Source organism: Exiguobacterium sp. s80 (assembly GCF_018618725.1).
In the GTDB taxonomy this organism is placed as follows: domain Bacteria; phylum Bacillota; class Bacilli; order Exiguobacteriales; family Exiguobacteriaceae; genus Exiguobacterium_A; species Exiguobacterium_A oxidotolerans.
This window is the reverse complement of record NZ_JACSMP010000001.1, coordinates 480,300-506,879: the sequence shown is the minus strand read 5'-3', so window position 1 is coordinate 506,879 and position 26,580 is coordinate 480,300. Positions and strand designations below refer to the sequence as shown.

The following is a 26,580-nucleotide window of genomic DNA, read 5'->3' as shown; positions in this document are numbered from 1 at the left end:
TTAACGATTTGTTTTTGACGTAATCGACAACCGCTGATAGGCAACGTAGCCGACTACTAAATAAACCATGATACCTGTCAGAATCGACAAGCCCATCATCCCGTCACTGACACTGCCTGTCAGGAAGCGGGCTTCATTCAAGATTAAATTCGCCGGATTCAGGAATGAAAAATACGCAAGCAATCGATTATCCGTCAGTTCAAATACATCGATGAAAATGAAGACGGCAAAAATTAAAATCGTCCCGAGCGGTGTCATCGTCTCCGGCTTCAATGGGAGCGCTGCAATCAGCAGGCTACAGGCAAAGACCGGCAGTGGGACAATCAGCGCAAGCAATCCGGTCATCAGCATAGTCTTCAGCAACGGTTGATGAAACAAAACCGCCATCATCAGGCTGGCAGCGAACATGTTGAGACTGAGGAAAAACCATTGCGACATGAGACGCCCGAAGATGACCGGGAATTTTTGCCCGGACAAAAACGTATACATCTTCAAAAAACCGCTCTCCCGTTGGTTGAGTAATGATATGCCAATTCCATTGATTGCAGTCAACACAATCATGATCGCAAAGAATTGAATCATCGCCGACTGAAAGACCGTCCACGTCGGGGAATCCTTGAACCAGTCGAAGTGATTGAGGAGAATGATGACGAGGGGTACGGCGAGCGTATAGAGGTAAGCAAACTTATTGAAGAACATTTCTTTGTTGTAAAGCAAAAAGAATTCATAACTTTTCCGCACGCGGTTCCCTCCTAGTGTGTAATCCAATAAAATCCATAATCAAATTGATTCTTACATTATCTTACTATACGCTAACAAAAGAAGAAATGTTTCAAAAAATGGTTTCTTCGAACGTTCTCCCACAGACCAAAAGAAAGGATGTGATCGGAATGAAACGATTGATCGTGAGTGCCGTCTTGGCCAGCTTACTCGCCGGGTGCTCCGAGGAACCGCAAGCACAAAAAACCAAGCCGACGGGTATTACCTTCACGCAAGATGATAAAACAATTAAGATCCTCCCACTTTACGATGTCTATCAGTCATATGTCGATGCAGCACTGAAAGCTCCGACTGAAAATGGAGCGCTGTTCGAAAAATACGTTTTAAAGGAAAACGATCGTATCCGTGAGCAGGAGCAGGTTTCGGAACAGCTTGGTGTCTATAATCCGCTCGACCGACCGATGAACGATCTCAAACACTTAAAAGAAAATGTTACCTACTTACAGCAGCATCAAACCGAGATACAGCAACAAATCAAACAATCGTTACAACAAGCATCAAAACAGTTACCCCGCCAAAACGATTTAGTCGTTCTAGTCGCTCCAATTAATTCAGATAATCCCGTGAATAACAAACGAATGGGTGGTGTGACAGGAATTGCACTCGCTAAAAATCTGTTAGTGCTTTATATCGATCGTGATGTCGATCAATCGATGCTTGCCTATACAGTTGCCCATGAATACCATCACACCGTTTTACTCGAAAAGCTTGGAATTTCATCGATTGCCGATAATATCATTTCGGAAGGAAAAGCGGACTTATTTGCGAAAGCTCTCTATCCAGATGTCAACCCACCTTGGACAGAACCGCTGCTCGACCATTCCTTTAAGCATGTTCTGCATGAAGTAAATTCGTATCACGCCAAATTTTCAGACTTACAGAACGGTAATTCTGATTTGCAGATCCCCGGTTGGTCGAATTATGCAATCGGAAATACGATTATGACCGACTTCATTCAGAAAAATCCCGACACTTCCGTTGAAAAATGGACGCATCTACCGACAGGCGATATTTTAGAGCAAAGCGGTTATGCAAAACAATTGACGGCACAATGAAGCGGTTTTGAGTTGATCAGGTAGACCGTCCACTTTGCTTTAATCAACAATCGTTTTAAAAAAATCACCCGCTTTACACGACGCCAAGCAGACGTGTGAAGCGGGTGATTTTTTAAACTGAGTTCTAGCGATTGTCCGACAAGTCACTTTTGTTTGAGTATCAGTTGAAAGCCGGTATCGCCGTTTCATCATAATTTTCTTCTAAGAACTTTTTAACTTCCGGACTCGTCATCGCTTTCGCAAGCTTCTGAATCGCTTCCGCATCCTGATTGTCCTTCCGGGCAACGAGGGTAATCGCAAAGTCATTCTCGATGCCTTCCGTGACGAGTGCATCCTGTTTCGGCGTCAGCCCGAGCGGTGCTGCATAAGCCGGTGTCATGACGACCGCGTCAGCATCATCATAAAGACGCGCGAGCATCAATAAATCCACTTCCTTGAACTTGTAATCTTGTTTATTCTCAACGACGTCCTTCATCGTATAGTAAGATCCTGTCTTCTTTTTCAATTTAATCGCGTCATGCTGGGCGAGTAACGACAGCGAACGGTCGATGTTCGAGACGTCGTTCGCCATCGCGATGACGGCCCCCTTCGGTAGTTGATCGATTGATTTATATTCTTTCGAGTAGACACCGTAATTGGCAAAATAGATTGGTTCGATCGGAACGAGGTTCGCATCGTTATTCCGATTGAATTCCTCCATATACGGAACGTGTTGGAAGAAGTTTGCATCGACCTCTTCCGCTGCCAGCGCACTGTTTGGCTGAACGTTATCGCTCAGAACGACGACTTCCAGGTTAATCCCGTCTTCCTTTAACTGTGGTTTCACAAGATCAAGAATTTCCGTCATCGGTTTAATCAGTGACGCGACCTTCAAGGTTTTTGTCTCTTCCGTAGAACCGGTATCGCTGTCATCACTATTTCCGCAACCTGCTAAGGCCAGGACAACTATTGTCAACATCATCATCAGTTTTTTCATTTCATTTCCTACTTTCTTTTAACGTTTGTCAATCAATCGTGCTACTGTCGTGCCTATGAATTGAATCAATTGGACGAGGATGACCATAATCAGGATCATGTACATCATCAACTCAGTCTGAAATTGCTGATACCCGTACCGTACGGCAAAATCTCCGATGCCCCCTCCACCGACCACTCCCATGATCGTCGAGTAGGAGATAAAACTGACGATCGATGTCGTCAGACCGAGAACGAGTCCGGACCGGGCCTCAACGAATAAAACTTTCACGACAACTTCTCGTGTCGACGCGCCCATTGAGATCGCTGCTTCGATGACGCCTTTTGGTACATCAAGTAACGATTGTTCGACGAGCCGGGAATAATGGGCGATCGCGATAATCGCAAGTGGAACGGTCGCTGCTGCCGTCCCGATGGCTGTACCGATAATCAACCGTGTAAACGGAATCAAAAAGACGACAAGTAACAAAAACGGAAAGGAGCGGACCGTGTTGACTAGCAGATTCAAACCGGAGAACAGGAAGCGATTTTCGAGTAACTGATTTTTCCGCGATAAAAACAGCAACGTTCCGACCGGCAGTCCGATCAGCACTGCAACAAGAATCGAGACCCCTACCATCACGAACGTTTGTCCGATGGCAAGTCTGATTTCCCCTGCGTACTCGATTAATATGTCAGGCATCCGCGCTCCCCCGTTCGGTCAACTGCGTTAAGAACCAACCCGCATCACTCGTGATTTCGGCAACACCTGCAGGTTCTGTCGCGACCGTATCGCGAATCTGACCGTTCTCCATAATCGTGACGCGATTGCAAATACTCTGAATCACGTTCATTTCGTGGCTGACGAGCACGATGGTGACACCAAGCGTCCGATTAATGTTTTGAAGAACCCGTAAGATCTCCGACGTCGTGCTTGGGTCGAGGGAAGACGTTGGTTCGTCACATAAGAGTACACGTGGCCGATTGGCAAGCGCACGGGCAATTGCAACACGTTGCATCTGACCGCCACTCAGTTCGGCTGGGTACTTGTCAGAAAAGGATTCCAATCCGACGAACCGGAGGCAGTCCTGAACCCGCGTGGAACGCTCCTGCTTCTGCACGCGCGCGAGTTCGAGGGATACCAAAATATTCTGTTCGACCGTCTTATTCGCGACCAGATTAAAGTTTTGAAAAATCATCCCGATGTCTTGGCGAACACCCCGCAATTTATGGTGCGGTAAAGCAAGCAAATCGATGCCATCAAACTCAATGTCGCCTTCATCCGGTCGTTCGAGCAGGTTCATCAGCCGAAGCAGTGTCGATTTACCTGCTCCGCTCGCGCCGATGATGCCATGAATCTCACCCTGTTCAATCATTAAGGATACTGATTGAATGACGGGTTGTTTGGAAAATGCTTTACTGACCGTATGTAGTGTAATCATGTGCCCTCCCCCTTTTACCATTTTCCATTCTATCGTAAGCTCCCATTCCTTGTCATGCTGAATGCTTTTTTTCTTTCCCGCGTTATCTCGCTAATTAAATAAACCGTCCAATCTAATAAACACACACATCTCATGTTTATCATTGAGGTCATCTTTATTTTTTTGAAACCATGAGAGAATATGCCCATTTCTCAACGATCAGACGAAGCACTAATGATATTTTTTTGAAAATCGATGTCGGCATTATAGTACAATAGACATAATCGGTTTAAAAGGAGTCCACGACATATGAAAACAATCATCTATGATGTTCTTCACAATATCACTTTTTTGATGAGTGGATTTTACTTACTCGGAAAATTATCTTCTCAACCGATTACACAGGATTCTAAACAGTCACTGCGTATTTTGTATGGTCTATGTTTGAGTGTCCTCGCGATTGTGTTGATGCAGATGACGATTGAACCGGCCCCTGGAATTTTAGTCGACTTACGGCATATCCCGGTCATTGTCGCCGCCTATTTCGCTGGCCCATTGCCGACGTTCATCGTGACTGTCGCCATCATCGTTTACCGCTTTACCATCAGTACGAATTTTGCAGCTTATGCGGCATGTTTTTTCATCATCAGTCTCGCTGTCGGTATCTCCCTGATTGTCAAACTGATGCCTTTGTATTCAAAAAAGACCTTCATGACGGTGACGCTTTATGCGACACTTCTGCACGCTGTCATTTTAGGCATCGTCTTACGCGATACCGGTCAAATCGTCGAAATCCTGTCAGTCATCACCCCTGCGTCTTTCGTCAGTAGCTGGTTGACTTTACTCATCATCCAAGACATCCGGATGACGAAGCTTGCGTTACGGACGTTCCAACATAAAGCGCAAATCGACTTTTTGACGGGTCTTCACAATTCGCGTGCTTTTTCAGATTACTTAACGGACATTAAACGGCAAAGTATCTTCAATGAGCAGCAGGTCGCCCTCGTCATGATTGACATCGATCACTTTAAGTCGGTCAATGATACGTACGGGCATGAGGCTGGTGACGACGTGTTACGTCAATTCTCAAAACGGTTACGTGACGGAGTCGGAGATACTGGCTACCTGTCACGTAACGGCGGTGAAGAATTTTCACTCATCATTACAAATCTTGCGTTAACGCGCGTCTTGACCCTCGCTGAAGAATTGCGTGAGCGCATTGAAACTGCTCCTTTCACGACACAGACCGGTCAAACCCTCCATGTGACGGCATCCTTTGGTGTCGCAAGCTTTGAAGAGACGACTGCAAATATTGATCATTTAGTCCGCCATGCCGATCAAGCACTGTATGCTTCTAAACAATCCGGTCGAAACCAAGTCACGCTCCATTCCGTAAAAGAAGAGATCGCGACGACGACGTGATTCAATTAAGGATGGACGTAATCAAAAAAATCAGCTACGTTTGATAGTAAGGCAGGTGAAGAATATGAAGTTAACAAAAGGACCGTACATTTTCATTGGTCTTCTCCTCGGTTTATTGTTTGGATTTATCGGAGATAATTTTTATCTGTATGTATCCGCCGGGATTTTAGTAGGTGCCTTACTTGAACTCTATGTCGCGATTCAGCAAAAAAAAGACCGCAACAACAAGAAACGTTCTTAAGGGGGAAATGGTATGGCATTCAGTGACTTGTTTTTATCAACACTCGCCTATATCGGTGTAGCGACGCTCTTGCTCGCAATCGGTGTTGTCCTGTTTGAAGTGACGACGAAATCAAAGGAAATGGAATTGATTCGTCAAGGTAAAAAAGCAGCCGTCTATGCGTTCGGCGGACGGATCCTCGGACTTGCAATCGTGCTTTATTCAAGTATCGCAAACTCTGTCAGCATCCTCGACATGGTTTTGTGGGGGGCTCTCGCGATCGTTTTCCAAATCGTCCTGTTTTATCTTGCCGATCTGCTCATTCCGCGTCTCAGCATGACGAAGGAAATCAATGCCAACAACGAAGCCGTTGGTTTATTGTTATTGTTCCTCTCGTTATCAATCGGCTTAATCATCGCCGGGTCTCTTACATACTAAAAAAAATGACAGAAATCCGGAAGCGGACTTCTGTCATTTTTTTATTTATCTAATTCATCGAGTTCTTGTTGCGAACGCGGGAATCCGTTCGCTTGCCACTCTGATCGGTATATCGAATCAAGCTTCGTCAATCCTACTTCATCCTCGTCTTTATCCGCATCTTGACTCTCATCTTGATCGAGGTGGTCCAAATACTCCTTCAAATGACTCGGCGGGCGGCGTGATTTTATTTTTTTCATGACAAGTCCTGTACCTGCCAATACACCGGCTCCAAATAAAAATCGCTTCCGTAGCTTCATGACTGTTCCTCCTTAAAAAAACGAGTAATGATGCACTACTTATCTATCCCGACTACGTTGAGTCAAGTTCAAACGATTCCGCCACCGCTCCGCAGCGTTGGGTGGGCAAGCAGTTTGATATTTCCGTGTTCTAGAGTCAACACATGATCCGGTTGCCGCTCAAAATAACCGGTTTCGATGACACCACTCCATGACTTCAATTCCCGTACGAAATGGGCGACGTCCGGGACACGATCCAGGGCGACATCCAAAATCAAATGGCCTCCATCCGTCACGAATGCTTCTCCCGCCGTTTCGCGGTGTGTATAGGAAATTCCTTTGTCCGCAAGAAGTCGTTCGACGTGTGTCCGTCCGAACGGTTCGACTTCGACCGGTAAAGGTCCCATCAACTGGCGGACGAACTTCGAGCTGTCTGCGAGATACAACACTTCGCGTGCTTGCAGCGCGACGAGCTTTTCCCGGAACAATGCGCCGCCGCCACCTTTGATGACTTGGAACTGTTCATCAATCTGGTCAATTCCGTCGATGACGAGATCAAGCTGTTCGACATCACGTAACTGACGCATCGGTATTCCGAGCCGCTTGCCCTGTTCTTCCGTCTCAATCGACGTCGCGATCGCTTCGATTTTTAATCCTTCGTCCACTGCTTTTCCTACAGCATCAATAAAATAGCGTGTCGTCGAACCCGTACCGAGACCGAGTGTCATGCCGGGTTTTACATATGCGAGTGCAGCTTGCGCAATCAATGCTTTATCCTGTTCTTGCATCGTTCACCCTCCATTCTCTAATTCCAGTTCACTGATAGTTTTCCCGAATCCTGCGCCTTTTAATCAAAAAACCAGGTGCGACGTCTCCGTCGTACCCGGTTCATGAACGTTAAATGACGAAGAAATAGACGCAACAGAAGTGTGCGAGACTTCCAAGTAAGACAAAGACGTGGAAAATTTCGTGGAAACCAAGGTGCTTGAACGATAATGCGCTTGGTTTCAATCCGTAAATGACTCCACCGACAGTATAAAAGATTCCGCCGAGGAACAGTAAGCCGATTCCGACTGGCGACAGAACTGCGGCAAGCGGCGTGATCGCGAAGACCATGATCCAGCCCATTCCGATATAAAGCGTCGTCGATAACCAACGCGGACTGTTGAACCAGACTAACTTAAATGTGATTCCGAAGACGGCAATCAACATGACGATCAAGAACAATACCCAACCGGTCGGTCCGTTCAAACTGATGAGACAAAACGGTGCGTAGGATCCGGCAATCAATAAATAAATCATCGAGTGATCAAGGCGGCGCCAAATCGCGATCGCCCGGTCACTTGCAAGTACCATATGATAAGTTGCCGAGACGGAATACAAGGCGATCATACTGACTCCGAAAATGATGGCCGCGACAATGGCGATGGCCGCGCCCCGTTCAAGTGAGGCCTTGATGACTAGAGCAAGAAGACCGACAAAGGCAAAGACGGCTCCCCCGAGATGAGTCAATCCATTAATCGGTTCGCGCATATACGTTTTCATAAGTTACCCTCCAAAAGTTATGTAGTTTTCAATACTACATGGCGTTATATAGATATCTTATCATATAGTAGAGAAATAGAAAGTATTACCTGTAAATTTCATGGAGGTTTTTTTAATGACACACGATGACGACAAATTGCGACCGCTCGATCGCCAACTCCAGTTAGACGATATTCCGAACATCGACTTATATATGGATCAAGTCATTCAACTGTTCGAACGGACGTTTGAAGCAACGACGCGGACAGAAGGCGAAACGATTTTGACGAAGACAATGATTAACAATTACGCGAAAAAGAAACTCTTTTTCCCCGTCACGAATAAAAAGTATACGAAGAATCATCTCATTCTAATCAGCTTGATTTATCAACTGAAAGGAACCGTCTCAATCAATGACATCAAAGCAACATTGACTGAATTGAATCAAGGTGTCGCAAACGAGACGCTTAATCTGGAAGCCTTTTATGCAAGCTACCTGGAAAACACGGTACGGAATCTCGAGACATTCAAAGCTGAGCAAGCGTCGGCTGATGAAAACGAACCAATCGATCAGCTGCAACAAATCCTTTCACTTGCACATATGAGCAATCTCTATCGACGTGCCGCCGAACGGATGATTGATCAACTCGACGGTTAACTTCTACCGGGTGCTCATGGTAAAATAGGGAAAATGAAGATGGGGGTGGGCTGTGATGGAGGAAAGCACACGCTTTTTGCATCAGCTCGAAGACGTAGGACAGTATTTTGTTAGCTACCAAGACAATATCTTGATCGAACTCGCTTTTGATCAAACGATTGGCCATTATGCGACAGAATTTTCGACGCTCGAACAGACTGCTGATTACATCGAACTTCACTTACATTCGCACCAGACCCAGGCACTGCTCCTCGCATCGAAAATCCACGCTTTTGATGCGTCTCCGTTTGAGCGCATCACGGAAATGATGTCGATTCAAAGTTTTTTTGCGACGCATCGCATGACGCATCCTGCAAATGCCTTCTCGACCGCTCTGCTGATCAGCCGGCTTAATCCATCAGACGCTCACTTACATCGGACGTTATCCCTTTACCGACTCGCCAAACAACAACACCGTTTCATCGTTTCCCCTTTACTCGGCTCATTCTTCTTTTTCCAATGTTACAAGCGCGGTGAGGTCGAGCATCTTCTTGCACGAGTGGAAGATGCTTACGATCTGTTGAAGAAACGGTTTGGTCGCGCCCAACAGACCTATATCGTCGCTCTCCTATTTTCACTTTTACCTGAAGACGATTTCGAGGCGTATGTCGACCAATTACGGGCGTCGCGCGCACGTTATCGTAAATCTCACATCCCACTTGCGTTCCACGGTCTGCTCGCCTTACTCGGTGATCCTGCCGAACATGCTTCAAAACTCGATCAAATCGTCGAGCAACTCCGCTCGGATGTCCACTTCAAGCATCGAAAAGACTTACTTTTTTTAATGGCTGTCCGGCTCTATCTCGCGAATCATCCGACACTGCAACAACTGTTTGCTCAACTCGCTCCGACGATCGACGACATTGCGACGGAAACAGTCCCCTTTTTACTGTTTCCAATCGATATTACTGACACGTCGCATGCGACAGATGGCGGAATGGTCGACGGCGGATTTGACGGCGATGCGGGGAGTAGCAGTAGCGATGCTTGACGATGATCCTACAGGAGGTTTCCTATGAAAAAAGTTGCGTACGATACGTATTATTTAGATGAAAATTATTTTGGACAGCCTTATCCGGGACTCGTCTCTTTTTTCAGTGAATATCAACCGAAGGGACACGTGCTCGATTTAGGATGTGGTCAAGGACGGGACGCCTTGTTACTCGGACAGTTGGGTTATACCGTGACGGGTGTCGATCATTCCGTCGTCGGTATCACCCAGCTCAACCAACACGCTTCAGTAAAGGGCTATGCTGTCGAAGGCATCGTCGGCAACGCTTATGCCTTTCCGATTTCCGAACAGATCGATGTCGTATTGTTAGACTCGATGCTGCACTTCAATAAAATTGATTTAAAGAACGAAACGACGTTCGTAAACCACATCTTGAACCAGTTGCGCGAAGGCGCAGTCTTCGTCAATTGTATGTTGCAAGGGACAAACCGCGAACAGGTATTAAAAAATATTCTTTCTGATTCTCTTTATGAATGGGAAACGCTCGCTGACACATATACCGAATATGCAGAAGCAAATGCAACATTCCATCTGCTCGCCGTAAAAAAGCGAGGTCCCGTTCCGCCCGATTGAACGAAAAAGAAGTGTTTGCCAGACCTCTTTATTTGCATTCAAAAAGGCATCGACTCATCTGAAAGAGTGGATGCCTTTTAAGTGCGTGGAACGAATACGATTCGCTCACTTAGTTATCTTGATTCGTTTCCTCGTTCGCTTCGACGTCAGAGTCATCGTCTGCTTCATGCGAAAGATCCGGTTGTTCATCGGACGCATCGTCTGATTTCTCAGCATCCGCTTTTTGGTTTTTTGCTTGATCGTGCTTATCGCGAGTATCCGGTGCCGCGTCTTTATCACGTCCCGCAATTTCATCGTTCGTCATCTGATTACCTGATGTAATCGGATCTGTTTCTTTATCGTGTTGTTCATTCATGAGAAATCCCCCTTAACTGAATTAAGCTACAGTTAAGAGTATTCCCTGAACGATTTCCGTTAAACATCAAGAGGTTGCATTTTCTTCGCAAAGTCCGTAATCAACTTATCGAGCGGTTGCGGATGATGCAGATAGTGCCCCTGGACATATAAACGTTCGCCTAGCATTTCTACCTGCTTGTATTGCGATAATGTCTCGACCTCTTGAATGACGAGCGAAACACCGAGCGCCTCCGTCAAGGCATAGACCGACCGGATCATCGACTGTTCGAGCTGATTTTGAGCCAAACGTCGGGTGAAGATGGGATCGAGCTTGACCGCCTGGACCGGTAGATGAAGCAATGAATTGAGCGATGCATAATGGCTACCGAAATGATCGACCGTCAAGCGGTATCCCGCGCTTCGTAACAGTTCAAGGCGCTCAATTGCTTTTTTCCGTCCTGTCTGCAATACTTCTTCCCGAATCTCGAGGACGACACGATCTTGTTTAAAGTTTGCTTGCTTCGAAAAGGACAAGAGTTCTTCTAACAGTTGATTCGACTGAAATTGACTCGCGGAAAGATTGACCGCAACCGAAACGGGTAAGTCGAATTCTGCTTCGAACCGTTCGCGATCGGCAATCGCTTGGCGAATCGTAAATCGACCGATGTCGCCAAAGACCCCCATACGTTCTGCAATTGGAATGAAGTCAGTCGGGCTGACGAATCCGAGCACCGGATGGTTCCAGCGTAATAAGGCTTCGACCGCAACGGTCATCCCTCGCTTCATATCAAGAATCCGCTGGTAATACAGTTCGAATTGCCCGCGTTCTAACGCATGCGTCAACTCTTCTTCAAGAACGGAAGCGAACGGATGCTGTTCGAACTCCCGCTGTTGATTGACGAACAGCATTCCATTTTTCCCATCGAGCTTCACTTGTTGCATCAAGGCCTCTGCCGCATAGACTTGCGTCTGTCGGTTCGTATAATCCCCCGTCAACAAACTGACACCGGACGACGCCGTCAAATGAATCGGTTCAAATCCGATGTCCGCGATCGGCGCCTCGATTGCTGCCATGATGTAATCGGCATACATCGCACCCGTTTGTTCAAACTCTCGTTCATCAAGCGGCGCAAGAATGATGAATTCATTGCCGTCCTTCCGTCCGACGACATGATTCGGAATCGGAACATATTTCAGCCGGTCGGCGAGGACTTGTAAAACCCGGTTGCCGACACGGTATCCGAATTTGGCATTGACAGCGTGAAAGTTATCCAGGTTCAAGACCATTAAAAATGCCGGATGAATCGTCACACTTGAAATCAAACGGTTCATGTACCGTTCATTGTACACATCCGTCAAGGCATCTTTAATGACGTATGTTTCGACACTGATCGATTTGCTGATGATATCAGCGTAATGTTCAATCAATGCTAAATCGCCCGCCGAGAAGTCATATGGTCGATCGTCAAAGGCACAAAGCGTCCCGATTTTCTCATTGTCGGCGTTTTTGATCGCGACGCCAAGAAAGCTCCCGTTTCCTAATGCCTTCGTGACGGGATGGTCGACCGTCAACGGACTCGTCAACAACTCATTGATTTGAAGTTTCCCTGCATTTTCATCGATGACCAGTTTACAAAGGACGTGGTTGAACACATGCGTCGATCCTTCTTCAATCAATTCTTGATCTTGATTGATTGCTTTGACGATGAAGTTGCTACTTGAATCATTCAGTGCGAAAAATAACGAATTGACGCCAATTTTTTCACTGAGTTTCCCTAAAATCTCTTCGACGAGCGGATGTAAGGCTTCGTAGCGGCTTTGAGCATTTTTCATCTTGCTGCCTCCTTTCGTATCATGACATCGGATGAATCGGGAACTCGACGATGAAGCGACTTCCGACACCAACTTCTGACTGAACAGAAATCGAACCCCCATGGTCCATGACGATCATTTTACAAATCGCAAGTCCGAGACCTGTTCCGCCAATTTTCCGGGTATCCGAGTTATCGGCCCGGTAGAATTTATCAAAAATGAATGGTAACGCCTTATCTGGAATTCCAATTCCTTCATCTTCGACTTCAATTCGGACGTCCTGCGCTGTCACTTCAGTACGTATCTCGATGTTTCCACCATTCGGTGAGTATTTGATTGCATTCATGATTAAGTTCGTAAACAATTGCTTCATTTTTTCTTCGCTTGCCATCAAGAGATGCGCCCCTGAACCGAACGCCATCCGAACTGTATGTTCACTGCTCGCTAACTCGAACATCGTTTTCATTTCAATCAGCAGTTTCTTTAAATCAATCGTTCTTTTCGTTGCCCCTTGCGTCAAATCTTCACCCTTTTGAATTTCGAGGATGTCGTGGATCAGCTCAGACAAACGGACGGTCTCGGAATAAATCGTCTCGAGGTATTTCTTTTGACGGGGCCCGTCGAGGGAACGCTTCATCAACAATTCTGTGAATCCCATGATTGAAGAGAGCGGCGTCCGCAGTTCGTGAGAGACGATGGACACGAATTCAGCTTGCTTCAAGTCGAGTTCTTTATCTTTCGTCACATCGCGCAAGACGAGCATCATGCCCCACTCGACGTTCGCAATCGCAATCCGCTCCGCATAGGCACTGAGCAAGAGATTGCCTCGAAATGCTGACAGTTCAATCGTTTCACCCGGTATATCACCGTTCATCAGCTGACCAATATAATCGTGCAACGCATCCGGTTGGTCGACGTGCTCAAACAGCGATGTCGCCCGCTCGTAGGCATGCCGAAATCCTTGTGCTTGATTCAACAGTTTTGGCGGGAACATATCGAGCAACGCTTGGTTGGCATAGATTTGTTCGCCACTACTCTCAATGTAGAGGACTGCTTCGCGAATCGAATCGAGTAACTGGTACGTCTTGATTTTTTCATGCTCCATCTGATGGAACAAGAGGTGTCGCTCTAACGTCATCCCGAGCTTGCGTGACAAGTCTAAGATGTCTCCGACTTGTTCTAAATTAAATTGCTCGAACTCATGCTTTAAATAAATCAACCCGACGACATTGTTGTTACTCGGTGACTGGATTGGAATCGCGGACTCATATCCTCCTGTTTCAATCGGCAGTTGGACGGACTTTCGCATCACGAATGCACGGCGCAAAACGGAATATTGATCTAAGTCCTTTTCAATCAATTCCATCTCTTCCACTGCCTCTGTCACGACATGACTGAGTTGTTCGCGCCGGTAGAGAATGATTGCACCACGCGTCAATCCGATGAGTGGAAGCAGCTTCAACAGAAGCGTCTCGCACGCAGATTCGACGTTTTGTGTCGCGAGTGTTTCCATGATTTCATTTCGGTGTTTTAATTTATCTTCGGCTGCGAGCAAGTCGTGTTTCAGCTGACCGATTTGTTGCTGATCCGTCGTGACGTCCGCACTTTGCTCGATCGAAGGAAACGATCCACTCTTCAAACGATATGGTCGTGTTTTTTTAGTTGGACGGTACCGCATGACTTTTTTCAATGAATTTCTTCCTCCTAGCTGAAAAATCGTTTCTAAAATTATACCACGTGTATGAGAAGGCGGGCATACATCATTTGAATTCTTCTTGCTTCAGTAAGGAGCGGAAGGACACTTCAAATTGCTCGTTTTCTAGGCGCGTCCGCTTTTTCGGTCCCTTCGTCCGTCCGCCGGCCCGACGAATTTGTTGGCCGACATGCCGCGTATGCAAGAGAAAATCAATATTGTCATCTGTAAAGATTCGTCCATTTTGGTCAATCGGCCGTCCTTTACGCGCTAAGGCAAGTGCCGCCAGTCCATAATCTTGTGTGACGATGATATCACCCGGTGAAATCCGGTTGACGATTGCATAATCGACCGCATCCGGACCTTGTCCAATTGTAATCGTCGTCGCCCCCGCCCGGTTAAATTCATGCGCTGTATCACAGACTAAAAACACGTCCACCCCGGCGCTTAACCGGATTGTCAAATCAACGACTGGACACCCATCGGCATCGACTAATACTTTCATTTCCCTCTTCCTCTCTGTTTACCTATCTGTCCTAAGTGTCCGCGAGAAACAGAAACACTGTCAAGCGAATCGCTATAAGTTGACCCGAGTCCGATTTCGCAAGACAATAGACAGGAAAGGAAGTGCCCGTATGGAGCAAGCTACATTCAAATCATTTTTACATCTTCTCAAAAAAAGTAATCCCCCGGTCGGTCTGCTATCAGCAGCCGTCGCCGTCTCGGTCATCCAGGCATTAGCGGCACTGATGATTCCGTGGTTTCTGAAATCACTGATTGATAATTTCTCGGTCGATCGGCTGACACCCGGACTGATTTCCTTATTCATCGTCGTTTTTCTCGTCCAACTCGTCAGTAACGCCTTTTCGATTTACTGGCTCCAGATTGCCGGGCAACGCATTGTCGCCAACTTACGGACATTACTGTGGAAACATCTCCTCGGTCTACCGGTTCCGTTTTATGATGAAACAAAATCAGGGGAGCTCGTCTCCCGCCTCAACAATGACGCGACGACGTTACAACAGTTGTTGTCGGAGCAGCTCGTCCGCCTGTTGACATCCGTCGTTTCCATCATCGGGGCCATCACGATTTTATTTTTCCTCGATTGGCAGATGACGCTTGTCATGGTGATTGCCGTTCCGTTGACGTTACTGATCATCATCCCGCTCGTCCGGAAACTGCATGAGATTTCCCGGGCGACACAAAAAGAACTCGCCGGATTATCCGGCTTCTTCGCCGAGATGTTGAGCGAAGTCCGGCTCATCAAATCGCAAGCGACCGAGTCTTACGAAATGGACCGTGGAAACGAAAAGATTGAGAATCTCTTCGGCTTCGGCGTCAAAGAAGGTCGGATTCAAGCGATTCTGTTACCGCTGTTCAACGTGACGCTGACATCGATGCTGATCATCATCATCGGCTTCGGTGCTTACCGGGTCTCCACGAATCAAATTTCTGCCGGTGAGCTCGTCGCCTTTTCACTCTACTTGTTCCAAATCATGACCCCGCTCGTGACGATGACGGAATTCATTTCGAAGCTCCAGAAAGCACGCGGAGCGACAGAACGAATTTCGGAACTGCTCGAAGAACAGCCGGAGCAACAAGGAACGCGTGACGTCACCCGTCCGTTCGGAGCGGTTCAATTCAATCAGCTCTCGTTCGGCTATGATGAGACGACGTTACTGCATGACGTGTCCTTTTCTTTGCCGCACGGCCAGACGACGGCGATCGTCGGACCAAGCGGTTCTGGAAAATCGACGTTGTTTGCGTTGCTCGAACGGTTTTATCAACCGACGTCAGGTGATATTTCACTCGGACCGGACGGCATCGAGACGTTCCGACTTGAAAGCTGGCGCCGGGCAATCGGCTACGTCGCGCAGGATTCACCCGTCTTGTCGGGAACGATTCGTGATAATTTACTGTACGGACTCGTCCGTGACGTGACGGAACAGGAAATTCGGGACGCCGCAGAAATGGCGAATGCCGATGCCTTCATCGAGTCGTTCCCGCATGGTTACATGACGGAAATCGGCGAACGTGGGGTCAAACTGTCGGGTGGACAACGGCAACGGATTGCGATCGCCCGTGCCTTGCTGCGTGATCCGGAACTCTTGCTACTCGACGAAGCGACGTCGAGCCTTGACTCAGAATCGGAACGTGTCGTCCAGGAAGCACTCGAACGTCTGATGCGCGGACGGACGACGTTCGTCATCGCTCACCGCCTGGCGACAGTCCGTCACGCGGATCAAATTATCGTTCTTGAGGACGGACGGGTTTCCGGCATCGGGACACACGACACCCTCGTCGAGACGAATGTTTTGTATAATAAACTCGTAACGCAACAATTCATCGGTCAGACCGATGCAATCAGGGGGAATCACGGATGACGAAAACAATAGGATTTATTGGACTCGGTGTCATGGGGCAAGGAATGGTGCGGAACTTACTGAAAGCCGGTTTTGCCGTCAAAGGCTATAACCGGACAAAAGAAAAAGGCTTACCGCTCGAACAGGACGGGGCGACGATCGTCGACACGATTAAAGAAGCCGTCACCGGCGCAGACGTCGTCATTTCAATCGTCGGGTACCCGGAAGACGTCGAACAGATTTACTTCAGTGAAGACGGAATTTTAGCGAATGCTGCGCCCGGGACGATCGTCATCGACATGACGACATCAAGCCCGGCGCTCGCCGTCAAAATCGCGGAGCAGGCACAAGCAAACGGGCTCGTTTCACTCGATGCACCTGTCACAGGTGGTGACCTTGGTGCGAAAAACGGGACACTCGCGATTCTTGTCGGTGGTCAAGAACAGGCTTTCGCTGACGTCAAACCATTGTTTGAGGCGATGGGACGCTCGATTTCATTATTCGGTGGTCCCGGAAAAGGACAATCGGCGAAACTCGCAAACCAGATTGCCATTGCCGGTTCGATGATCGGGACAGCTGAGATGTTATTGTTCGTCACGCGCTCCGGCATCGACCCGACCCAGTTCGTCGAGACGATTAAAAGTGGTTCTGCCGGCAGCTGGTCACTCGAGAACTTGATTCCGCGTGTCATCGCGGAGAATTATTCACCAGGATTTTTTGTCAAACATTTCATCAAAGACATGCGTCTGGCACTTGAACGGGCGGATGAGATGGGAATTTCGACACCGGGTCTTGCGCTCGTCAAATCACTGTATGACGAGCTCGCAGCGATGGGGCACGGTGAGGCTGGTACACAAGCACTCTATTTATTACTCGCTGAAAAGTCACCGCAACAATAACCGTAACAAAAAGGTCCGCCCGATTCAGTTGGGTGGACCTTTTTTGATCAATTGATATCGGTTAATGAGAAATCGTATGCGGCAACCGCTTCTTGCTTCCTGTGCTTTTTATGTAGAAATTATAAATGGCGAACTCTGTTTGTTGCGGCAATCGCTTCTTGCTTCCCGTGCTTTCCTCGGGCGAGCCGCAAGCCGTTGCTCCTTGCTTCTGACGAACAAGGAGCAGGGTCTCGCCTGGCTCTGACAGCGCAAGGTGACCTTGCGCTTTTTCCCGTAGGAGTCACGAAAAGCGAAGCGATTCTGAACATATTATCTTTGGCTTCTTGAAAATAGAACAATTCGACCGAGCCGTCCGTCTTGAATCGCTCCCTAGCGAATAGCAGTGCGTTTGTGACCCTGCAGCGCAGCGAAGCGGCACAAATTCACTGCCGCTTGGGAGACGAGACAAGGGAGGGAGGCGCGAACGGTCGGTTTACTCCGAATTTACCATTACATGACTCACAAACAGCATACCTCTGAGCATATTATCTTTGCCTTCTTGAAAAACAGAACGATTCAACCGAGCCGTCCGTCTTGAATCGCTCCCTGGCGAATAGCAGTAAATTTGTACCACTTTGGGAAACGAGGCAAGGCAGGAAGGCACGAACGATCGCCTTACATCCAAATCCAGTCCAACTCAAAAGGTCCTCCGATTTCTCAGAGGACCCATCCGTGCCAATCATTCGACCGCTGTCGGTCGTTCTGCTTTTAATTTCTCATAAAAATGTGCCATCGTCGTATCGAAATACGGCGTCAGGAAGATGACACCGACCGTACTCAACAAGGCGAGAATTCCCCAACCGATGAAGCTGATGTAGAGTTTGATTAAACGTCGTTTCTGTCCACGCATCATCCGTCGGCTCTCTCCTAATACTTGAATAAACGACAGTTCCGGACGATCGACGAGAATATACGGGACGAGTCGGTAAACAAGATAGAAATAGATCGCCGGTAAAATCAAAAATGATCCTGCATAGACGAGCAGTGTGACGACCGTGTACGAAAGAATCGTCCGGACATATGATTTCAACGAAGCGAATCCTTCGAACAACGTTCCGATGCCGGCTTTTTCACCTCGAGCGAACCGTAAGTAGGAAATCGTCCGTCCGACCGTGACCGGTGCCAAAATAATCGTGACGACGATGTTCAAGCCAACGAACTTCATCATACTTCCGATGTCTTCTTGATCAAACGACATTCGACTGGCCGCTAAGGCAAAAATCGCAAAATAGACGATTGAAATGCTTAGCCCAACAAACCAGTTGCCTTTTAATGTCGCGAGTGCTGTTTTTTTGTACGCTGAATTTGTCATCATAAACCCCTTCTCACTTCACTTTCCCATTTGATTTTAACGTAGTCCCGCTTGAAAAAATAGGGACGTGCTTCGATTTCAGAGAAAGTTGTGACAAACTACTGAAAGATGGACGGACGACAGCAGCAAACAAAAGGAGAGGCACACCCTCCCACTCAGGGAAGATGCACCTCTCGTTACCGATGCTTTTTTAAAGAAATGATTTCAAGGCCGATACTCTTGATGCATCGACTTTTCCGTTAACGAGAACTGCTGAACCAACGTGGAGTTCGGTCGCTTTCGTCGTTTCCAACAACTCTTTTGCTGCTTCGACGGTAATGCCGGAGCCCGGTAAAATCGTCAATTCCTCGTGTCGTTCGACGAGTTCCGCGATGACCGCTTGTCCTTCGAGCGCCGTTGCTTTAGCACCTGACGTTAAAATGCGGTCGACTTCCGGGAAGTCGGCTAAGACCTCTGCTGCTTCGTGGATATCACGGCTGCTGTCGATTGCCCGGTGGAACGTCAGCGACAGCTCCCCTTTGTGTTTGATGACGCGACCGAGGAATCCTTCATCAATCCGTCCATCCGCTGTCAACGAACCGACGACGATGCCGGCAGCCCCTAATTCACGAATCAAGTCGATATCGGTGATGATCGTTTCTTGATCCGCTTCTGAATAAACAAATGACTTACTATGTGGCCGGACAAGGACATGGACCGGGATTTCTACTGCCGAGAGAACTTGACGAATCAATCCGTAACTTGGTGTCAGTCCACCTTCCGATAAGGCAGATACGAGCTCGAGTCGATCTGCGCCTGCTTGTTCTGCAGCCGTCGCTTCTTCGACGGTTGCAACGATTACTTCTAACATGTACATCCCTCCCGCATCAGTGTATCACGAGACGACGGTCCAGTTCACCCGTTCATTAAACAACTTCATCTCCCATGATGGTGGATAGGTCGAAGGACTGAGGACGATTTTAGCCCGTCGGAACTCGGCGACTTTATACTTGCGGTTCCCCTCAAACTCGTCACATGCTAAAAAGGCATAGACGTCTTTCGTACAACCGATGACGGCTTTTTGAATCAAGGATGACTCGATGTCGTCACTAACGAAGCCTCGTTCGATTTCTGCGCCGTCAAATGCAAGGAAACAGGCATCAAACGCATAGGAATCAAGTGCTTGCAACACTTCGACACCGACCGTTTGACCATAGGTGTCGACAGTTCCGCCAAGTAAGCGGATTTCACCGCTGAACGGTCCATTCTTGCGACATTGTTCCAGATGGTTTGCGATCGAGAGCGAGTTCGTCACAATCGTCGCCGTTCCCGTTAAGTACGGCAATAAGTGCTCGACGGGTTCCCCTTTTCCTAAAAAGATACAGGAGTATTCACTGAGCCAGCCTTTCGCGTAACGCGCGAGACGACGCGACAATTGATCCGTCCGACGGGAAATCGGCGATTCCGGTTTCCCGCCTTGATAGATGGCTCCCCCATAAACACGTTTGAGTTGGCGGTCCCGCTCGAGTTCCTCCAGGTAGCGACGGACGGTCTCCCCTGAAACATCCAATCGATCAATTAAATCTTTCGTCATGACTTTCCCTTCTTCTTCAAGCCATTTCATGATTTGTCCTTTTCGTTCTTCTCCGAGTAACGACACACGACCTTCCCCCTTCATTAACGAGTACTAGTTCTAGTGTACCGAACGTCTGTAAAGGTCTTGTAAATCCGGTGTAAAAAAACGTGTGCTTCCTATGAATTGTTGTTGAATTCCTCATTTTTTCAGAATTAACACGTCCCTCATACAAAAAAAGTCCACCTTTATTCACGGATGACATGAATAAAGGTGGACTAAAGTCAGACTGTTATTGCTTTTCTTTATCGAACAACGGAATCTTCGACTCTGTCCCTTGACGAATCCGACCGATGTTATCGCGGTGTTTGAAAATGACGAACAAAGCAAGTACGGTAAAGAACGTCGGAACGATCCAGTCGTGTTGTACGATGCCGATCGACACGGCAGCGACGATTCCGATGCTTGCCGCGACAATCGAGCTGAGCGACACCATTCGACTGAAACGAAGCGTCGTTAAGAACGAGACGAGCAAAATCAAGAATAAGAGTGGACTCGTCACGAGCAACATCCCACCTGATGTCGCGACAGCTTTTCCACCTTTGAACTTTGCGAAGATCGGATAAATATGTCCGATGACTGCCGCAATACCGGCAAAGAGTGGATGGAGTTCTGACGCGAGCAGAATTGGGACGAGACTCGCGACCGCCCCCTTACCGAGATCCCCAATCAAGACGATGATCCCGGCTTTTTTACCTAAGACACGAAACGTATTCGTCGTTCCTAAGTTACCGCTCCCGTGCTGGCGGATATCTATCCCGTGTCCCCATTTTCCGACAAGTAACGCAAATGGTATCGATCCAAGCAGATAGCCGAGAATCAAAATCCCAATGATTTCAATCATGGTCAACCTCCAAAGTATTAATGACCGACCTTCATATATTCTTCGAGAGTCTGTCCATTATTTTTGATTTGTGTTGCAGGACCGACACCGACGTAACGAATATGCCATGGTTCATACGTATACCCTGTCCGCGCTTGGAACCCTTTATCATAACGAACGATGAAACCATACTTCGCCGCATTGTTCGCAATCCACTTACCTTCTTTTGTGTTGCCGAGTTCAGCTGTCAAGCCGTTTCCGACGCTCGGTGCTGAAATATCGAAGACGAGCCCTGTCTGGTGTTCACTGTGACCAGGACGTGCCGAATATTGATCGGCTGCTGCTTTCCCGTCTCGTGCGACATAGTTATTGTAGAGGACCGTCTGGCGTTGACCGGACCGGAAACCACTGACCGCATTCAATGTCACGCCGTCTTTTTTAGCGGCTGCGAACATCTTCTCAATTTGTTTTGCGGCAGGTGCGCGCATGTAACTTTGTTCGAGCACACCCGAATAAGAGAAGCTGATGTCTGGAACGACGAGATCAGACGGTTTGTAGTCGATTGGCAGACTGTATTTCTTGTTGACGACGACGAGTTCATTGAGTCCTAAATCGGCTTTCGTATCCGATTTATCGACGTCCGGTGTCTCTGATTCCGGTTCAGACTTTTTATCCGGCTCAGGATCTTGCGACGATGTTGTTTTACCATCATCCTTTTTATCCTCAGTTGCTTTATCTTCCGTCGCTTTATCGTCTGCGGCTTTTTTATCAGCAGCGGCTTTCTCTTCTGCTGCCTTCTTGTCTGCTGCTGCCTTATCTTCTGCTGCTTTTTCTTCCGCAGCCTTCTTGTCAGCAGCTGCTTTCGCGTCCGCTTCTTTTTTTGCTTCTTCTGCTTCTTTTTCTTTCGCTACTTCTGCGTCTGTCTTCTTATCTTCTTGGGCGACGTTGTCATCCGTTTTTTCTTTTGTCGCATCTTCTGTTTTAGTGGCATCTTCTGCGCCTTGATCCCCAGGATTACATCCTGCAAGGAGGAGCGCTAACGTGCTGACTGCTACGATTTTCTTCATCGTGTATTCCCCTCTTCCTTCGTGCTATTCTATGTTACCTCTAATTGACGCAATAGAAAAGCCCTCCAGCAAGAAATCCTGCTGAGGGCTTAGGCTTAGTTCGAAACGAGTCGTGCATCCTCAGCACTCATCTGTTCATAGATGGCATGCCAGTTCGGAAAGACCTTTGGTAAACGAATCGGTCGGAAATTCTCTTTTTTGACGACGACATGCGTCGTTTTTCCAGCGACGGCAAGTTGACCATCCGCATTTTTGACTTCATAGCCGTAAATCGTCCGAAGTCCGTCGTAATGGCTGATCCAGACCGAGACCGTCGCCGTATCGCCATACGTCAATGACCGTTTGTAGTCGAGATTGACGTTCGTTACCGGTGAGACGTAGCCTGCCTCTTCCATTTCCTTATAATCAAGACCGAGCGACTTAATCAGCTCCGTTCGGGCGATTTCAAGATAAACGAGATAGTTCGAGTGATAAACGATCCCCATCATGTCCGTTTCCGCATAGCGAACCGGTATTTCAATCGTGTGCATGTAGCTTCCCCCTTAAAAATCCTCTTTTTCAAGATAGGACCATTCTGAACCGCTGACACTCGCTTTGTCAATCAATCGGACGGACTGTTTCGCGATTGCCCGTTCGACAATCGTAATCGCGGCACGGGCGTTTCCGTTCGGCACGACCTGAATTTGATCCTCTAAGGCAAGACGCGCTTCCTCCGTCAAGACATACCCGTAGCGTTCCGCGTAATTGACGATGATTTCAATCAACTCGTCTTTCGCATAGTTCGGGAAGTGAAGTTCCCGCTTAAAGCGTGACTTCAGACCGGGATTGCTTGCAAGCAGTGCCTGCATCGGTTGCTCGTAACCGGCGAGGACGACGACGAGGTTATCGTTATGCTTCGTCATCTCATCGACGAGCGTATCGATTGCTTCTTTTCCGAAGTCATTCGCTCCACCGTTCAACGAATAGGCTTCATCGATGAAGAGGACACCACCGAGTGCGTCACGAATGACGTCCCGTGTCTGTTGCGCCGTCTGTCCGACATAACCGGAGACGAGGTCGGCGCGACTGACGACTTTCAAATGTCCGCGTTTCAAATATCCCGCTTGACGCAAAACGTCAGCATAAAGGGCGGCGACCGTCGTTTTACCCGTTCCGCTGTTGCCGCTAAAGACGGCATGCAGTTCGACCGGTAAGACTTTAAAGCCTGCTTCCTGGCGCCGCTGTTGCATCGAGAGCAGTGCCTGGATTTGTTTGAGCTCTGCTTTTAGCTCCGTCAGACCGACGAGTGACGCTAACCTTGCATCAATCGACTCGTCTTCCGGTGCCGCGAGTTCGAAATCCGCTTGTTCGAGCAGGGCAAAGTCTTCGTGACTCGCACTTTCGCCGAGGCTTGCACCCTTTTTGAAGATTGCATCGAGGACGATGTTACGGACGGCACGCCCGTTTCCGAAACTCGAGTCGACCCGTTCGCGCTCGAGTCGCGCAAGTAGCGTCCGCTCCGCTTGATCCGTCAGGACATAATCGTTAGACGTCGCAATCGACCGACCGATTTCAAGCAATTCCTGATCCGTATAGTCGGCGAGCAGATAATGGTTCGATTCCGGAAAACGGCTCCGGAGTCCCGGATTCGCTTTTAGGAAGTCACGCATCTCTTCCGGATAACCGGCGAGGACAACGGCGAAACGTCCCGCGTATTCCCCGCTCGTCATCGCCGCGACGAGCGTATCAATTGCCGCCTGTCCGTAATCATTCCCGCTTTGACCGGACCGTTTCAAGGCATAGGCCTCATCGATGAAGAGGACGCCACCGACCGCCTCCCGGACTTTACTCATGACCTGTTCTTCTGTCTGACCGACGAATGCACCGACGAGCGACGACCGGTCCGTCTCGACGACTTCCGCCCGTTCAAGCAGTCCGAGTTCATGATAGATTTTCGCCATCAGACGAGCGAGCGTCGTTTTCCCGGTACCGGGGTTGCCCATGAAAATCATGTGCAGTGACGGCTGGTCACTCGACCGGTAACCATCTTCCGTCCGTTTTTGCTGGTACTTCAAGAAACGGTACATTTGATGGACACGTAACTTGATGTCTTCGAGTCCAATCATCGCATCGAGTTCCTCGAGTGCCGAGCGTTCGACTTGTTTGATCTCAATCGGGAGCAGTGAGACGACACGGCGTAATTCTTCCGTCGCCGTCACCTTCAGCTCTGTCATCTCCCGAAAAGCTTCGCGTGAATAAAACCGTTCCTGTAAACTGTTGACAAAGTCCGTCGCCGTCTGTTCGAGTCGGGCACTCGACAAGAGGAGCGCTTTCGCCGCCTCGAACAATTCCGTCCAGCGCGTCGCATCGATCCGCCGCAGCCGTTCCGTCAATTCGACGACTTGTTCTGTTTCTTGTACGATTTGACTCGCCTGCTGAATCATATCTTTTGTCGCCGATCGTTTCGCATTGGCATTATCCGTCTCACGAATCGTCGGGAACGTGTTCGCGACGAGCAGTTGATAACTGCCTTGTAATTGTTGTTCGATCATCAATTGCTCCAAGCGTTCCGGTAAGCGACCGTGTTGTTTGATTTCTTGAATCCAGCTTTCTGCCAGCGCATCAATCCGTCCCGTCATGATGTACCGGTGTTCGACGAGTAGCGCGAGAATCCGGACGAGTGCTTCCGTCTCATTTAACAGCCGACTACTTTGTGCGTAGCGTAAGGCGCGGACCTCCTCGACTTTTTCACCCTGTTCCCAGGATTCAATTTGTTTGAACATCTCCTCTTTCGAGAATGCTTCCATCGCTTTAGTCCCTCCTACTTCTCGAAAAAACCGACTTTTGTCGCCACGATGTGCGACGTTCAAGTCGGTTTTTCGATTACTTCATTTTTAACCAAGCTGGATCAAATTCATCCAACGACTCGATTTTTTTCATTTTGACGGAATAAAATAACTTACCGTTATTCCGTGACTCCGCCCCTAAGACTTTCGAACGGTCGGATGCGACATAATATGTCGCTTCTTCTTGATTATCCTCTTTATCGAAAAACGATGGATACTGTTTAATCCACTCATCCGGAACCGTGCTTGCGGGTTCTTTTTTGACGTAGACGTCTGCTGCATTGCCGGCAATATCCGCCTCGCCCTCGATTTGACCAAAGTCACCTTTATCGATGAAGTCGAGGATTTGTTCATTGAAGCCACGCGATAAGAATGGGCGCGGCGCACTGACACTTTTCGATGCTTCCGTCTCATTGACTAGCTTGCCGTCAGCGTCGTATTCCCGGAACATTTCACCGTCCCAAATCGCCGTCGTACCTGTCGAAGGTCCTTCAATGACTTCCGTTCGGAAATGACCCTGATCGTCAAATACGACTTCGTACGTCCGAGCTTCCAGTGCATCTTCCTTCGTCGATAATTTCTTTTCGACATACTGGATGCGGGACATCGTATAGAACGGTTTGACGGGAGTCGCTTCATCCTCTTTAGAGGTCTGTGTCGTATTCAGTAAATAAAAATTATAGGCAAGGAGTATCGCCATTGCCACGATTGCTACAGCAATCCATGTACTCGTTCGTTTCGTCATGCCATGTACACCATCCTAATCAGTCTCGATTCATAGTTAATGGTATCGGTTTTACGCTTAGAATACAAAGGGTTTGTCTAAGTTCAACTGATTTCTGAGGAAATACGGCAGACTTTTGAACGATTCCGTTCATCGAACATACAAATTGACAAAAAAAGACGAAATGAATCACGTGCGCGCAATTCATCCCGTCTTCGGTTAATTTTCTTTTGGTTCACGTGCGATGATCATCGATTCGTCGACGAGGTAATACGAATGCTGTGGCAATTCACGTAAAAAGCCTGTCGCAAACAACATCGCACAATCGACTTGAAATGTCTTCGTGTACTTTTTCAATGGTAACTTGCCTTCTTTATCAAAATAGCGATCGACGGCGAGCTGGACGTGATCCATCTCATAGACGATGTCCCGGTCTTTTGCTTCCATGATCGCGAACGTCTCCCGCGACATGTAAAAGCTTTGTGTCGACCGGACACCGAGGTGGACAGCCAGGCGGTCTAAATCAATTTTTTGTGCTTCGTCGAGTAAGACCGTCCGGTTCGTCCCTTTCGGTAACGTCAACTCAAATTCGTGTGTCGCTTGTTTGACTTCATCGAGCGTAACATCACGAATCGGTAACGGTTCTTCCTCTTTCGGCTGAAACCACTTTTTGAACCGACTCATCGGCTGGCCTCCCTCCT

29 protein-coding genes are annotated in these 26,580 nt (G+C 48.1%); 9 read left to right on the top strand and 20 right to left on the bottom strand.

Features of this window, described 5'->3' with window-relative positions:
* Nucleotides 1-741 (bottom strand): hypothetical protein, encoded by a 741-nt coding sequence (locus tag KNP94_RS02570; protein ID WP_214893636.1) that lies wholly within the window; start codon nucleotides 739-741, stop codon nucleotides 1-3.
* A 149-nt stretch (nucleotides 742-890) separates the two neighbouring features.
* Between KNP94_RS02570 and KNP94_RS02565 the strand changes: the two genes are divergently transcribed.
* On the top strand, nucleotides 891-1,835 hold the full coding sequence (locus tag KNP94_RS02565) for a DUF2268 domain-containing putative Zn-dependent protease (protein ID WP_215115151.1): 945 nt from the start codon (nucleotides 891-893) through the stop codon (nucleotides 1,833-1,835).
* A 160-nt stretch (nucleotides 1,836-1,995) separates the two neighbouring features.
* Here KNP94_RS02565 and KNP94_RS02560 read toward each other — a convergent pair whose 3' ends face one another.
* From KNP94_RS02560 to KNP94_RS02550, 3 genes are read right to left on the bottom strand one after another with little or no spacing between them, the layout of a single operon-like run.
* Nucleotides 1,996-2,811: a MetQ/NlpA family ABC transporter substrate-binding protein gene (locus KNP94_RS02560; RefSeq protein WP_215115150.1), complete on the bottom strand. Its 816-nt coding sequence runs from the start codon at nucleotides 2,809-2,811 to the stop codon at nucleotides 1,996-1,998.
* 18 nt (nucleotides 2,812-2,829) lie between these two features.
* The gene (locus KNP94_RS02555; protein ID WP_215115149.1) at nucleotides 2,830-3,492 is read right to left on the bottom strand and encodes a methionine ABC transporter permease; all 663 of its coding nucleotides are present in this window, start codon (nucleotides 3,490-3,492) and stop codon (nucleotides 2,830-2,832) included.
* Nucleotides 3,485-4,231 (bottom strand): methionine ABC transporter ATP-binding protein, encoded by a 747-nt coding sequence (locus tag KNP94_RS02550; RefSeq protein ID WP_215115148.1) that lies wholly within the window; start codon nucleotides 4,229-4,231, stop codon nucleotides 3,485-3,487. The genes KNP94_RS02555 and KNP94_RS02550 overlap by 8 nt, the downstream gene beginning before the upstream one ends.
* Nucleotides 4,232-4,519: 288 nt before the next feature.
* Here KNP94_RS02550 and KNP94_RS02545 point away from each other — a divergent pair, with 288 nt between their 5' ends.
* The 3 genes from KNP94_RS02545 to KNP94_RS02535 all read left to right on the top strand — a co-directional run bounded on the left by KNP94_RS02545 (nucleotide 4,520) and on the right by KNP94_RS02535 (nucleotide 6,290).
* Nucleotides 4,520-5,632 carry a GGDEF domain-containing protein gene (locus KNP94_RS02545; protein WP_214767468.1) on the top strand — a complete coding sequence of 371 codons (1,113 nt, stop codon included), beginning with the start codon at nucleotides 4,520-4,522 and terminating at the stop codon, nucleotides 5,630-5,632.
* 64 nt (nucleotides 5,633-5,696) lie between these two features.
* Nucleotides 5,697-5,873, top strand: coding sequence for a hypothetical protein (locus KNP94_RS02540; protein WP_167331096.1), 177 nt, complete (start codon nucleotides 5,697-5,699; stop codon nucleotides 5,871-5,873).
* Between the two features lie 12 nt (nucleotides 5,874-5,885).
* Nucleotides 5,886-6,290 carry a DUF350 domain-containing protein gene (locus KNP94_RS02535; protein WP_215115147.1) on the top strand — a complete coding sequence of 135 codons (405 nt, stop codon included), beginning with the start codon at nucleotides 5,886-5,888 and terminating at the stop codon, nucleotides 6,288-6,290.
* 41 nt (nucleotides 6,291-6,331) lie between these two features.
* Here KNP94_RS02535 and KNP94_RS02530 read toward each other — a convergent pair whose 3' ends face one another.
* The 3 genes from KNP94_RS02530 to trhA form a co-directional block, all read right to left on the bottom strand.
* Nucleotides 6,332-6,589, bottom strand: coding sequence for a hypothetical protein (locus tag KNP94_RS02530; protein ID WP_088836807.1), 258 nt, complete (start codon nucleotides 6,587-6,589; stop codon nucleotides 6,332-6,334).
* Between the two features lie 68 nt (nucleotides 6,590-6,657).
* Nucleotides 6,658-7,356, bottom strand: a complete 699-nt coding sequence (gene rpiA, locus KNP94_RS02525; RefSeq protein WP_214767460.1) for a ribose-5-phosphate isomerase RpiA — start codon at nucleotides 7,354-7,356, stop codon at nucleotides 6,658-6,660.
* 109 nt (nucleotides 7,357-7,465) lie between these two features.
* Nucleotides 7,466-8,113, bottom strand: a complete 648-nt coding sequence (gene trhA, locus KNP94_RS02520; protein ID WP_215115146.1) for a PAQR family membrane homeostasis protein TrhA — start codon at nucleotides 8,111-8,113, stop codon at nucleotides 7,466-7,468.
* A 115-nt stretch (nucleotides 8,114-8,228) separates the two neighbouring features.
* Between trhA and KNP94_RS02515 the strand changes: the two genes are divergently transcribed.
* Genes KNP94_RS02515 through KNP94_RS02505 form a run of 3 tightly spaced genes read left to right on the top strand, consistent with a single transcriptional unit; the run spans nucleotide 8,229 to nucleotide 10,374 of the window.
* Nucleotides 8,229-8,750: a DUF1836 domain-containing protein gene (locus KNP94_RS02515; RefSeq protein WP_214893644.1), complete on the top strand. Its 522-nt coding sequence runs from the start codon at nucleotides 8,229-8,231 to the stop codon at nucleotides 8,748-8,750.
* Between the two features lie 55 nt (nucleotides 8,751-8,805).
* Nucleotides 8,806-9,780 carry a DUF4003 family protein gene (locus tag KNP94_RS02510; protein ID WP_215115145.1) on the top strand — a complete coding sequence of 325 codons (975 nt, stop codon included), beginning with the start codon at nucleotides 8,806-8,808 and terminating at the stop codon, nucleotides 9,778-9,780.
* Nucleotides 9,781-9,804: 24 nt separating this feature from the next.
* Nucleotides 9,805-10,374, top strand: a complete 570-nt coding sequence (locus KNP94_RS02505; protein WP_214893648.1) for a class I SAM-dependent methyltransferase — start codon at nucleotides 9,805-9,807, stop codon at nucleotides 10,372-10,374.
* A 109-nt stretch (nucleotides 10,375-10,483) separates the two neighbouring features.
* Here KNP94_RS02505 and KNP94_RS02500 read toward each other — a convergent pair whose 3' ends face one another.
* The 4 genes from KNP94_RS02500 to KNP94_RS02485 all read right to left on the bottom strand — a co-directional run bounded on the left by KNP94_RS02500 (nucleotide 10,484) and on the right by KNP94_RS02485 (nucleotide 14,720).
* Nucleotides 10,484-10,729 carry a hypothetical protein gene (locus KNP94_RS02500; protein ID WP_214845452.1) on the bottom strand — a complete coding sequence of 82 codons (246 nt, stop codon included), beginning with the start codon at nucleotides 10,727-10,729 and terminating at the stop codon, nucleotides 10,484-10,486.
* Between the two features lie 59 nt (nucleotides 10,730-10,788).
* Nucleotides 10,789-12,543, bottom strand: a complete 1,755-nt coding sequence (locus KNP94_RS02495; RefSeq protein WP_214893650.1) for an EAL domain-containing protein — start codon at nucleotides 12,541-12,543, stop codon at nucleotides 10,789-10,791.
* 19 nt (nucleotides 12,544-12,562) lie between these two features.
* Nucleotides 12,563-14,212: a sensor histidine kinase gene (locus KNP94_RS02490; protein WP_251132542.1), complete on the bottom strand. Its 1,650-nt coding sequence runs from the start codon at nucleotides 14,210-14,212 to the stop codon at nucleotides 12,563-12,565.
* 70 nt (nucleotides 14,213-14,282) lie between these two features.
* The gene (locus tag KNP94_RS02485; RefSeq protein ID WP_088836799.1) at nucleotides 14,283-14,720 is read right to left on the bottom strand and encodes a YaiI/YqxD family protein; all 438 of its coding nucleotides are present in this window, start codon (nucleotides 14,718-14,720) and stop codon (nucleotides 14,283-14,285) included.
* A gap of 130 nt (nucleotides 14,721-14,850) precedes the next feature.
* Here KNP94_RS02485 and KNP94_RS02480 point away from each other — a divergent pair, with 130 nt between their 5' ends.
* Together KNP94_RS02480 and KNP94_RS02475 are read left to right on the top strand one after the other, a co-directional pair.
* Nucleotides 14,851-16,599 carry an ABC transporter ATP-binding protein gene (locus tag KNP94_RS02480; protein ID WP_088836798.1) on the top strand — a complete coding sequence of 583 codons (1,749 nt, stop codon included), beginning with the start codon at nucleotides 14,851-14,853 and terminating at the stop codon, nucleotides 16,597-16,599.
* Complete coding sequence (locus KNP94_RS02475; RefSeq protein WP_214893652.1) at nucleotides 16,596-17,477, top strand: NAD(P)-dependent oxidoreductase; 882 nt, start codon at nucleotides 16,596-16,598, stop codon at nucleotides 17,475-17,477. Before KNP94_RS02480 ends, KNP94_RS02475 begins: the two co-directional genes overlap by 4 nt.
* Before the next feature lie 718 nt (nucleotides 17,478-18,195).
* Here the strand turns inward: KNP94_RS02475 and KNP94_RS02470 are convergent.
* From KNP94_RS02470 to KNP94_RS02430, 9 genes are all read right to left on the bottom strand, one after another.
* The gene (locus KNP94_RS02470; protein ID WP_214893654.1) at nucleotides 18,196-18,828 is read right to left on the bottom strand and encodes a DUF975 family protein; all 633 of its coding nucleotides are present in this window, start codon (nucleotides 18,826-18,828) and stop codon (nucleotides 18,196-18,198) included.
* Between the two features lie 190 nt (nucleotides 18,829-19,018).
* Nucleotides 19,019-19,678: a copper homeostasis protein CutC gene (locus KNP94_RS02465; RefSeq protein WP_214893656.1), complete on the bottom strand. Its 660-nt coding sequence runs from the start codon at nucleotides 19,676-19,678 to the stop codon at nucleotides 19,019-19,021.
* A gap of 24 nt (nucleotides 19,679-19,702) precedes the next feature.
* The gene (locus tag KNP94_RS02460; protein WP_029333368.1) at nucleotides 19,703-20,467 is read right to left on the bottom strand and encodes a DeoR/GlpR family DNA-binding transcription regulator; all 765 of its coding nucleotides are present in this window, start codon (nucleotides 20,465-20,467) and stop codon (nucleotides 19,703-19,705) included.
* A gap of 205 nt (nucleotides 20,468-20,672) precedes the next feature.
* Nucleotides 20,673-21,284, bottom strand: coding sequence for a glycerol-3-phosphate 1-O-acyltransferase PlsY (gene plsY / locus KNP94_RS02455; RefSeq protein WP_214767442.1), 612 nt, complete (start codon nucleotides 21,282-21,284; stop codon nucleotides 20,673-20,675).
* 17 nt (nucleotides 21,285-21,301) lie between these two features.
* Nucleotides 21,302-22,330: a M15 family metallopeptidase gene (locus KNP94_RS02450; protein WP_214845447.1), complete on the bottom strand. Its 1,029-nt coding sequence runs from the start codon at nucleotides 22,328-22,330 to the stop codon at nucleotides 21,302-21,304.
* A 95-nt stretch (nucleotides 22,331-22,425) separates the two neighbouring features.
* Nucleotides 22,426-22,860, bottom strand: coding sequence for an acyl-CoA thioesterase (locus KNP94_RS02445; protein ID WP_034801290.1), 435 nt, complete (start codon nucleotides 22,858-22,860; stop codon nucleotides 22,426-22,428).
* A 12-nt stretch (nucleotides 22,861-22,872) separates the two neighbouring features.
* Nucleotides 22,873-25,116: an AAA family ATPase gene (locus tag KNP94_RS02440; RefSeq protein WP_215115144.1), complete on the bottom strand. Its 2,244-nt coding sequence runs from the start codon at nucleotides 25,114-25,116 to the stop codon at nucleotides 22,873-22,875.
* Nucleotides 25,117-25,192: 76 nt separating this feature from the next.
* Entirely contained in the window at nucleotides 25,193-25,900 is a 708-nt protein-coding gene (locus KNP94_RS02435) for a hypothetical protein (protein ID WP_088836791.1), read from the bottom strand.
* 198 nt (nucleotides 25,901-26,098) lie between these two features.
* The gene (locus tag KNP94_RS02430; RefSeq protein ID WP_029333361.1) at nucleotides 26,099-26,563 is read right to left on the bottom strand and encodes a DUF3939 domain-containing protein; all 465 of its coding nucleotides are present in this window, start codon (nucleotides 26,561-26,563) and stop codon (nucleotides 26,099-26,101) included.
* Nucleotides 26,564-26,580: the final 17 nt, after the last annotated feature.

What these genes read in the sequence shown, in the direction of transcription:
- KNP94_RS02565 (WP_215115151.1), top strand. Translation starts at nt 891, where the DNA reads ATGAAACGATTGATCGTGAGTGCCGTCTTGGCCAGCTTACTCGCCGGG.
- KNP94_RS02560 (WP_215115150.1), bottom strand. Translation starts at nt 2,811, where the DNA reads ATGAAAAAACTGATGATGATGTTGACAATAGTTGTCCTGGCCTTAGCA.
- KNP94_RS02555 (WP_215115149.1), bottom strand. Translation starts at nt 3,492, where the DNA reads ATGCCTGACATATTAATCGAGTACGCAGGGGAAATCAGACTTGCCATC.
- KNP94_RS02550 (WP_215115148.1), bottom strand. Translation starts at nt 4,231, where the DNA reads ATGATTACACTACATACGGTCAGTAAAGCATTTTCCAAACAACCCGTC.
- KNP94_RS02545 (WP_214767468.1), top strand. Translation starts at nt 4,520, where the DNA reads ATGAAAACAATCATCTATGATGTTCTTCACAATATCACTTTTTTGATG.
- KNP94_RS02540 (WP_167331096.1), top strand. Translation starts at nt 5,697, where the DNA reads ATGAAGTTAACAAAAGGACCGTACATTTTCATTGGTCTTCTCCTCGGT.
- KNP94_RS02535 (WP_215115147.1), top strand. Translation starts at nt 5,886, where the DNA reads ATGGCATTCAGTGACTTGTTTTTATCAACACTCGCCTATATCGGTGTA.
- KNP94_RS02530 (WP_088836807.1), bottom strand. Translation starts at nt 6,589, where the DNA reads ATGAAGCTACGGAAGCGATTTTTATTTGGAGCCGGTGTATTGGCAGGT.
- rpiA (WP_214767460.1), bottom strand. Translation starts at nt 7,356, where the DNA reads ATGCAAGAACAGGATAAAGCATTGATTGCGCAAGCTGCACTCGCATAT.
- trhA (WP_215115146.1), bottom strand. Translation starts at nt 8,113, where the DNA reads ATGAAAACGTATATGCGCGAACCGATTAATGGATTGACTCATCTCGGG.
- KNP94_RS02515 (WP_214893644.1), top strand. Translation starts at nt 8,229, where the DNA reads ATGACACACGATGACGACAAATTGCGACCGCTCGATCGCCAACTCCAG.
- KNP94_RS02510 (WP_215115145.1), top strand. Translation starts at nt 8,806, where the DNA reads ATGGAGGAAAGCACACGCTTTTTGCATCAGCTCGAAGACGTAGGACAG.
- KNP94_RS02505 (WP_214893648.1), top strand. Translation starts at nt 9,805, where the DNA reads ATGAAAAAAGTTGCGTACGATACGTATTATTTAGATGAAAATTATTTT.
- KNP94_RS02500 (WP_214845452.1), bottom strand. Translation starts at nt 10,729, where the DNA reads ATGAATGAACAACACGATAAAGAAACAGATCCGATTACATCAGGTAAT.
- KNP94_RS02495 (WP_214893650.1), bottom strand. Translation starts at nt 12,543, where the DNA reads ATGAAAAATGCTCAAAGCCGCTACGAAGCCTTACATCCGCTCGTCGAA.
- KNP94_RS02485 (WP_088836799.1), bottom strand. Translation starts at nt 14,720, where the DNA reads ATGAAAGTATTAGTCGATGCCGATGGGTGTCCAGTCGTTGATTTGACA.
- KNP94_RS02480 (WP_088836798.1), top strand. Translation starts at nt 14,851, where the DNA reads ATGGAGCAAGCTACATTCAAATCATTTTTACATCTTCTCAAAAAAAGT.
- KNP94_RS02475 (WP_214893652.1), top strand. Translation starts at nt 16,596, where the DNA reads ATGACGAAAACAATAGGATTTATTGGACTCGGTGTCATGGGGCAAGGA.
- KNP94_RS02470 (WP_214893654.1), bottom strand. Translation starts at nt 18,828, where the DNA reads ATGACAAATTCAGCGTACAAAAAAACAGCACTCGCGACATTAAAAGGC.
- KNP94_RS02465 (WP_214893656.1), bottom strand. Translation starts at nt 19,678, where the DNA reads ATGTTAGAAGTAATCGTTGCAACCGTCGAAGAAGCGACGGCTGCAGAA.
- plsY (WP_214767442.1), bottom strand. Translation starts at nt 21,284, where the DNA reads ATGATTGAAATCATTGGGATTTTGATTCTCGGCTATCTGCTTGGATCG.
- KNP94_RS02450 (WP_214845447.1), bottom strand. Translation starts at nt 22,330, where the DNA reads ATGAAGAAAATCGTAGCAGTCAGCACGTTAGCGCTCCTCCTTGCAGGA.
- KNP94_RS02445 (WP_034801290.1), bottom strand. Translation starts at nt 22,860, where the DNA reads ATGCACACGATTGAAATACCGGTTCGCTATGCGGAAACGGACATGATG.
- KNP94_RS02440 (WP_215115144.1), bottom strand. Translation starts at nt 25,116, where the DNA reads ATGGAAGCATTCTCGAAAGAGGAGATGTTCAAACAAATTGAATCCTGG.
- KNP94_RS02435 (WP_088836791.1), bottom strand. Translation starts at nt 25,900, where the DNA reads ATGACGAAACGAACGAGTACATGGATTGCTGTAGCAATCGTGGCAATG.
- KNP94_RS02430 (WP_029333361.1), bottom strand. Translation starts at nt 26,563, where the DNA reads ATGAGTCGGTTCAAAAAGTGGTTTCAGCCGAAAGAGGAAGAACCGTTA.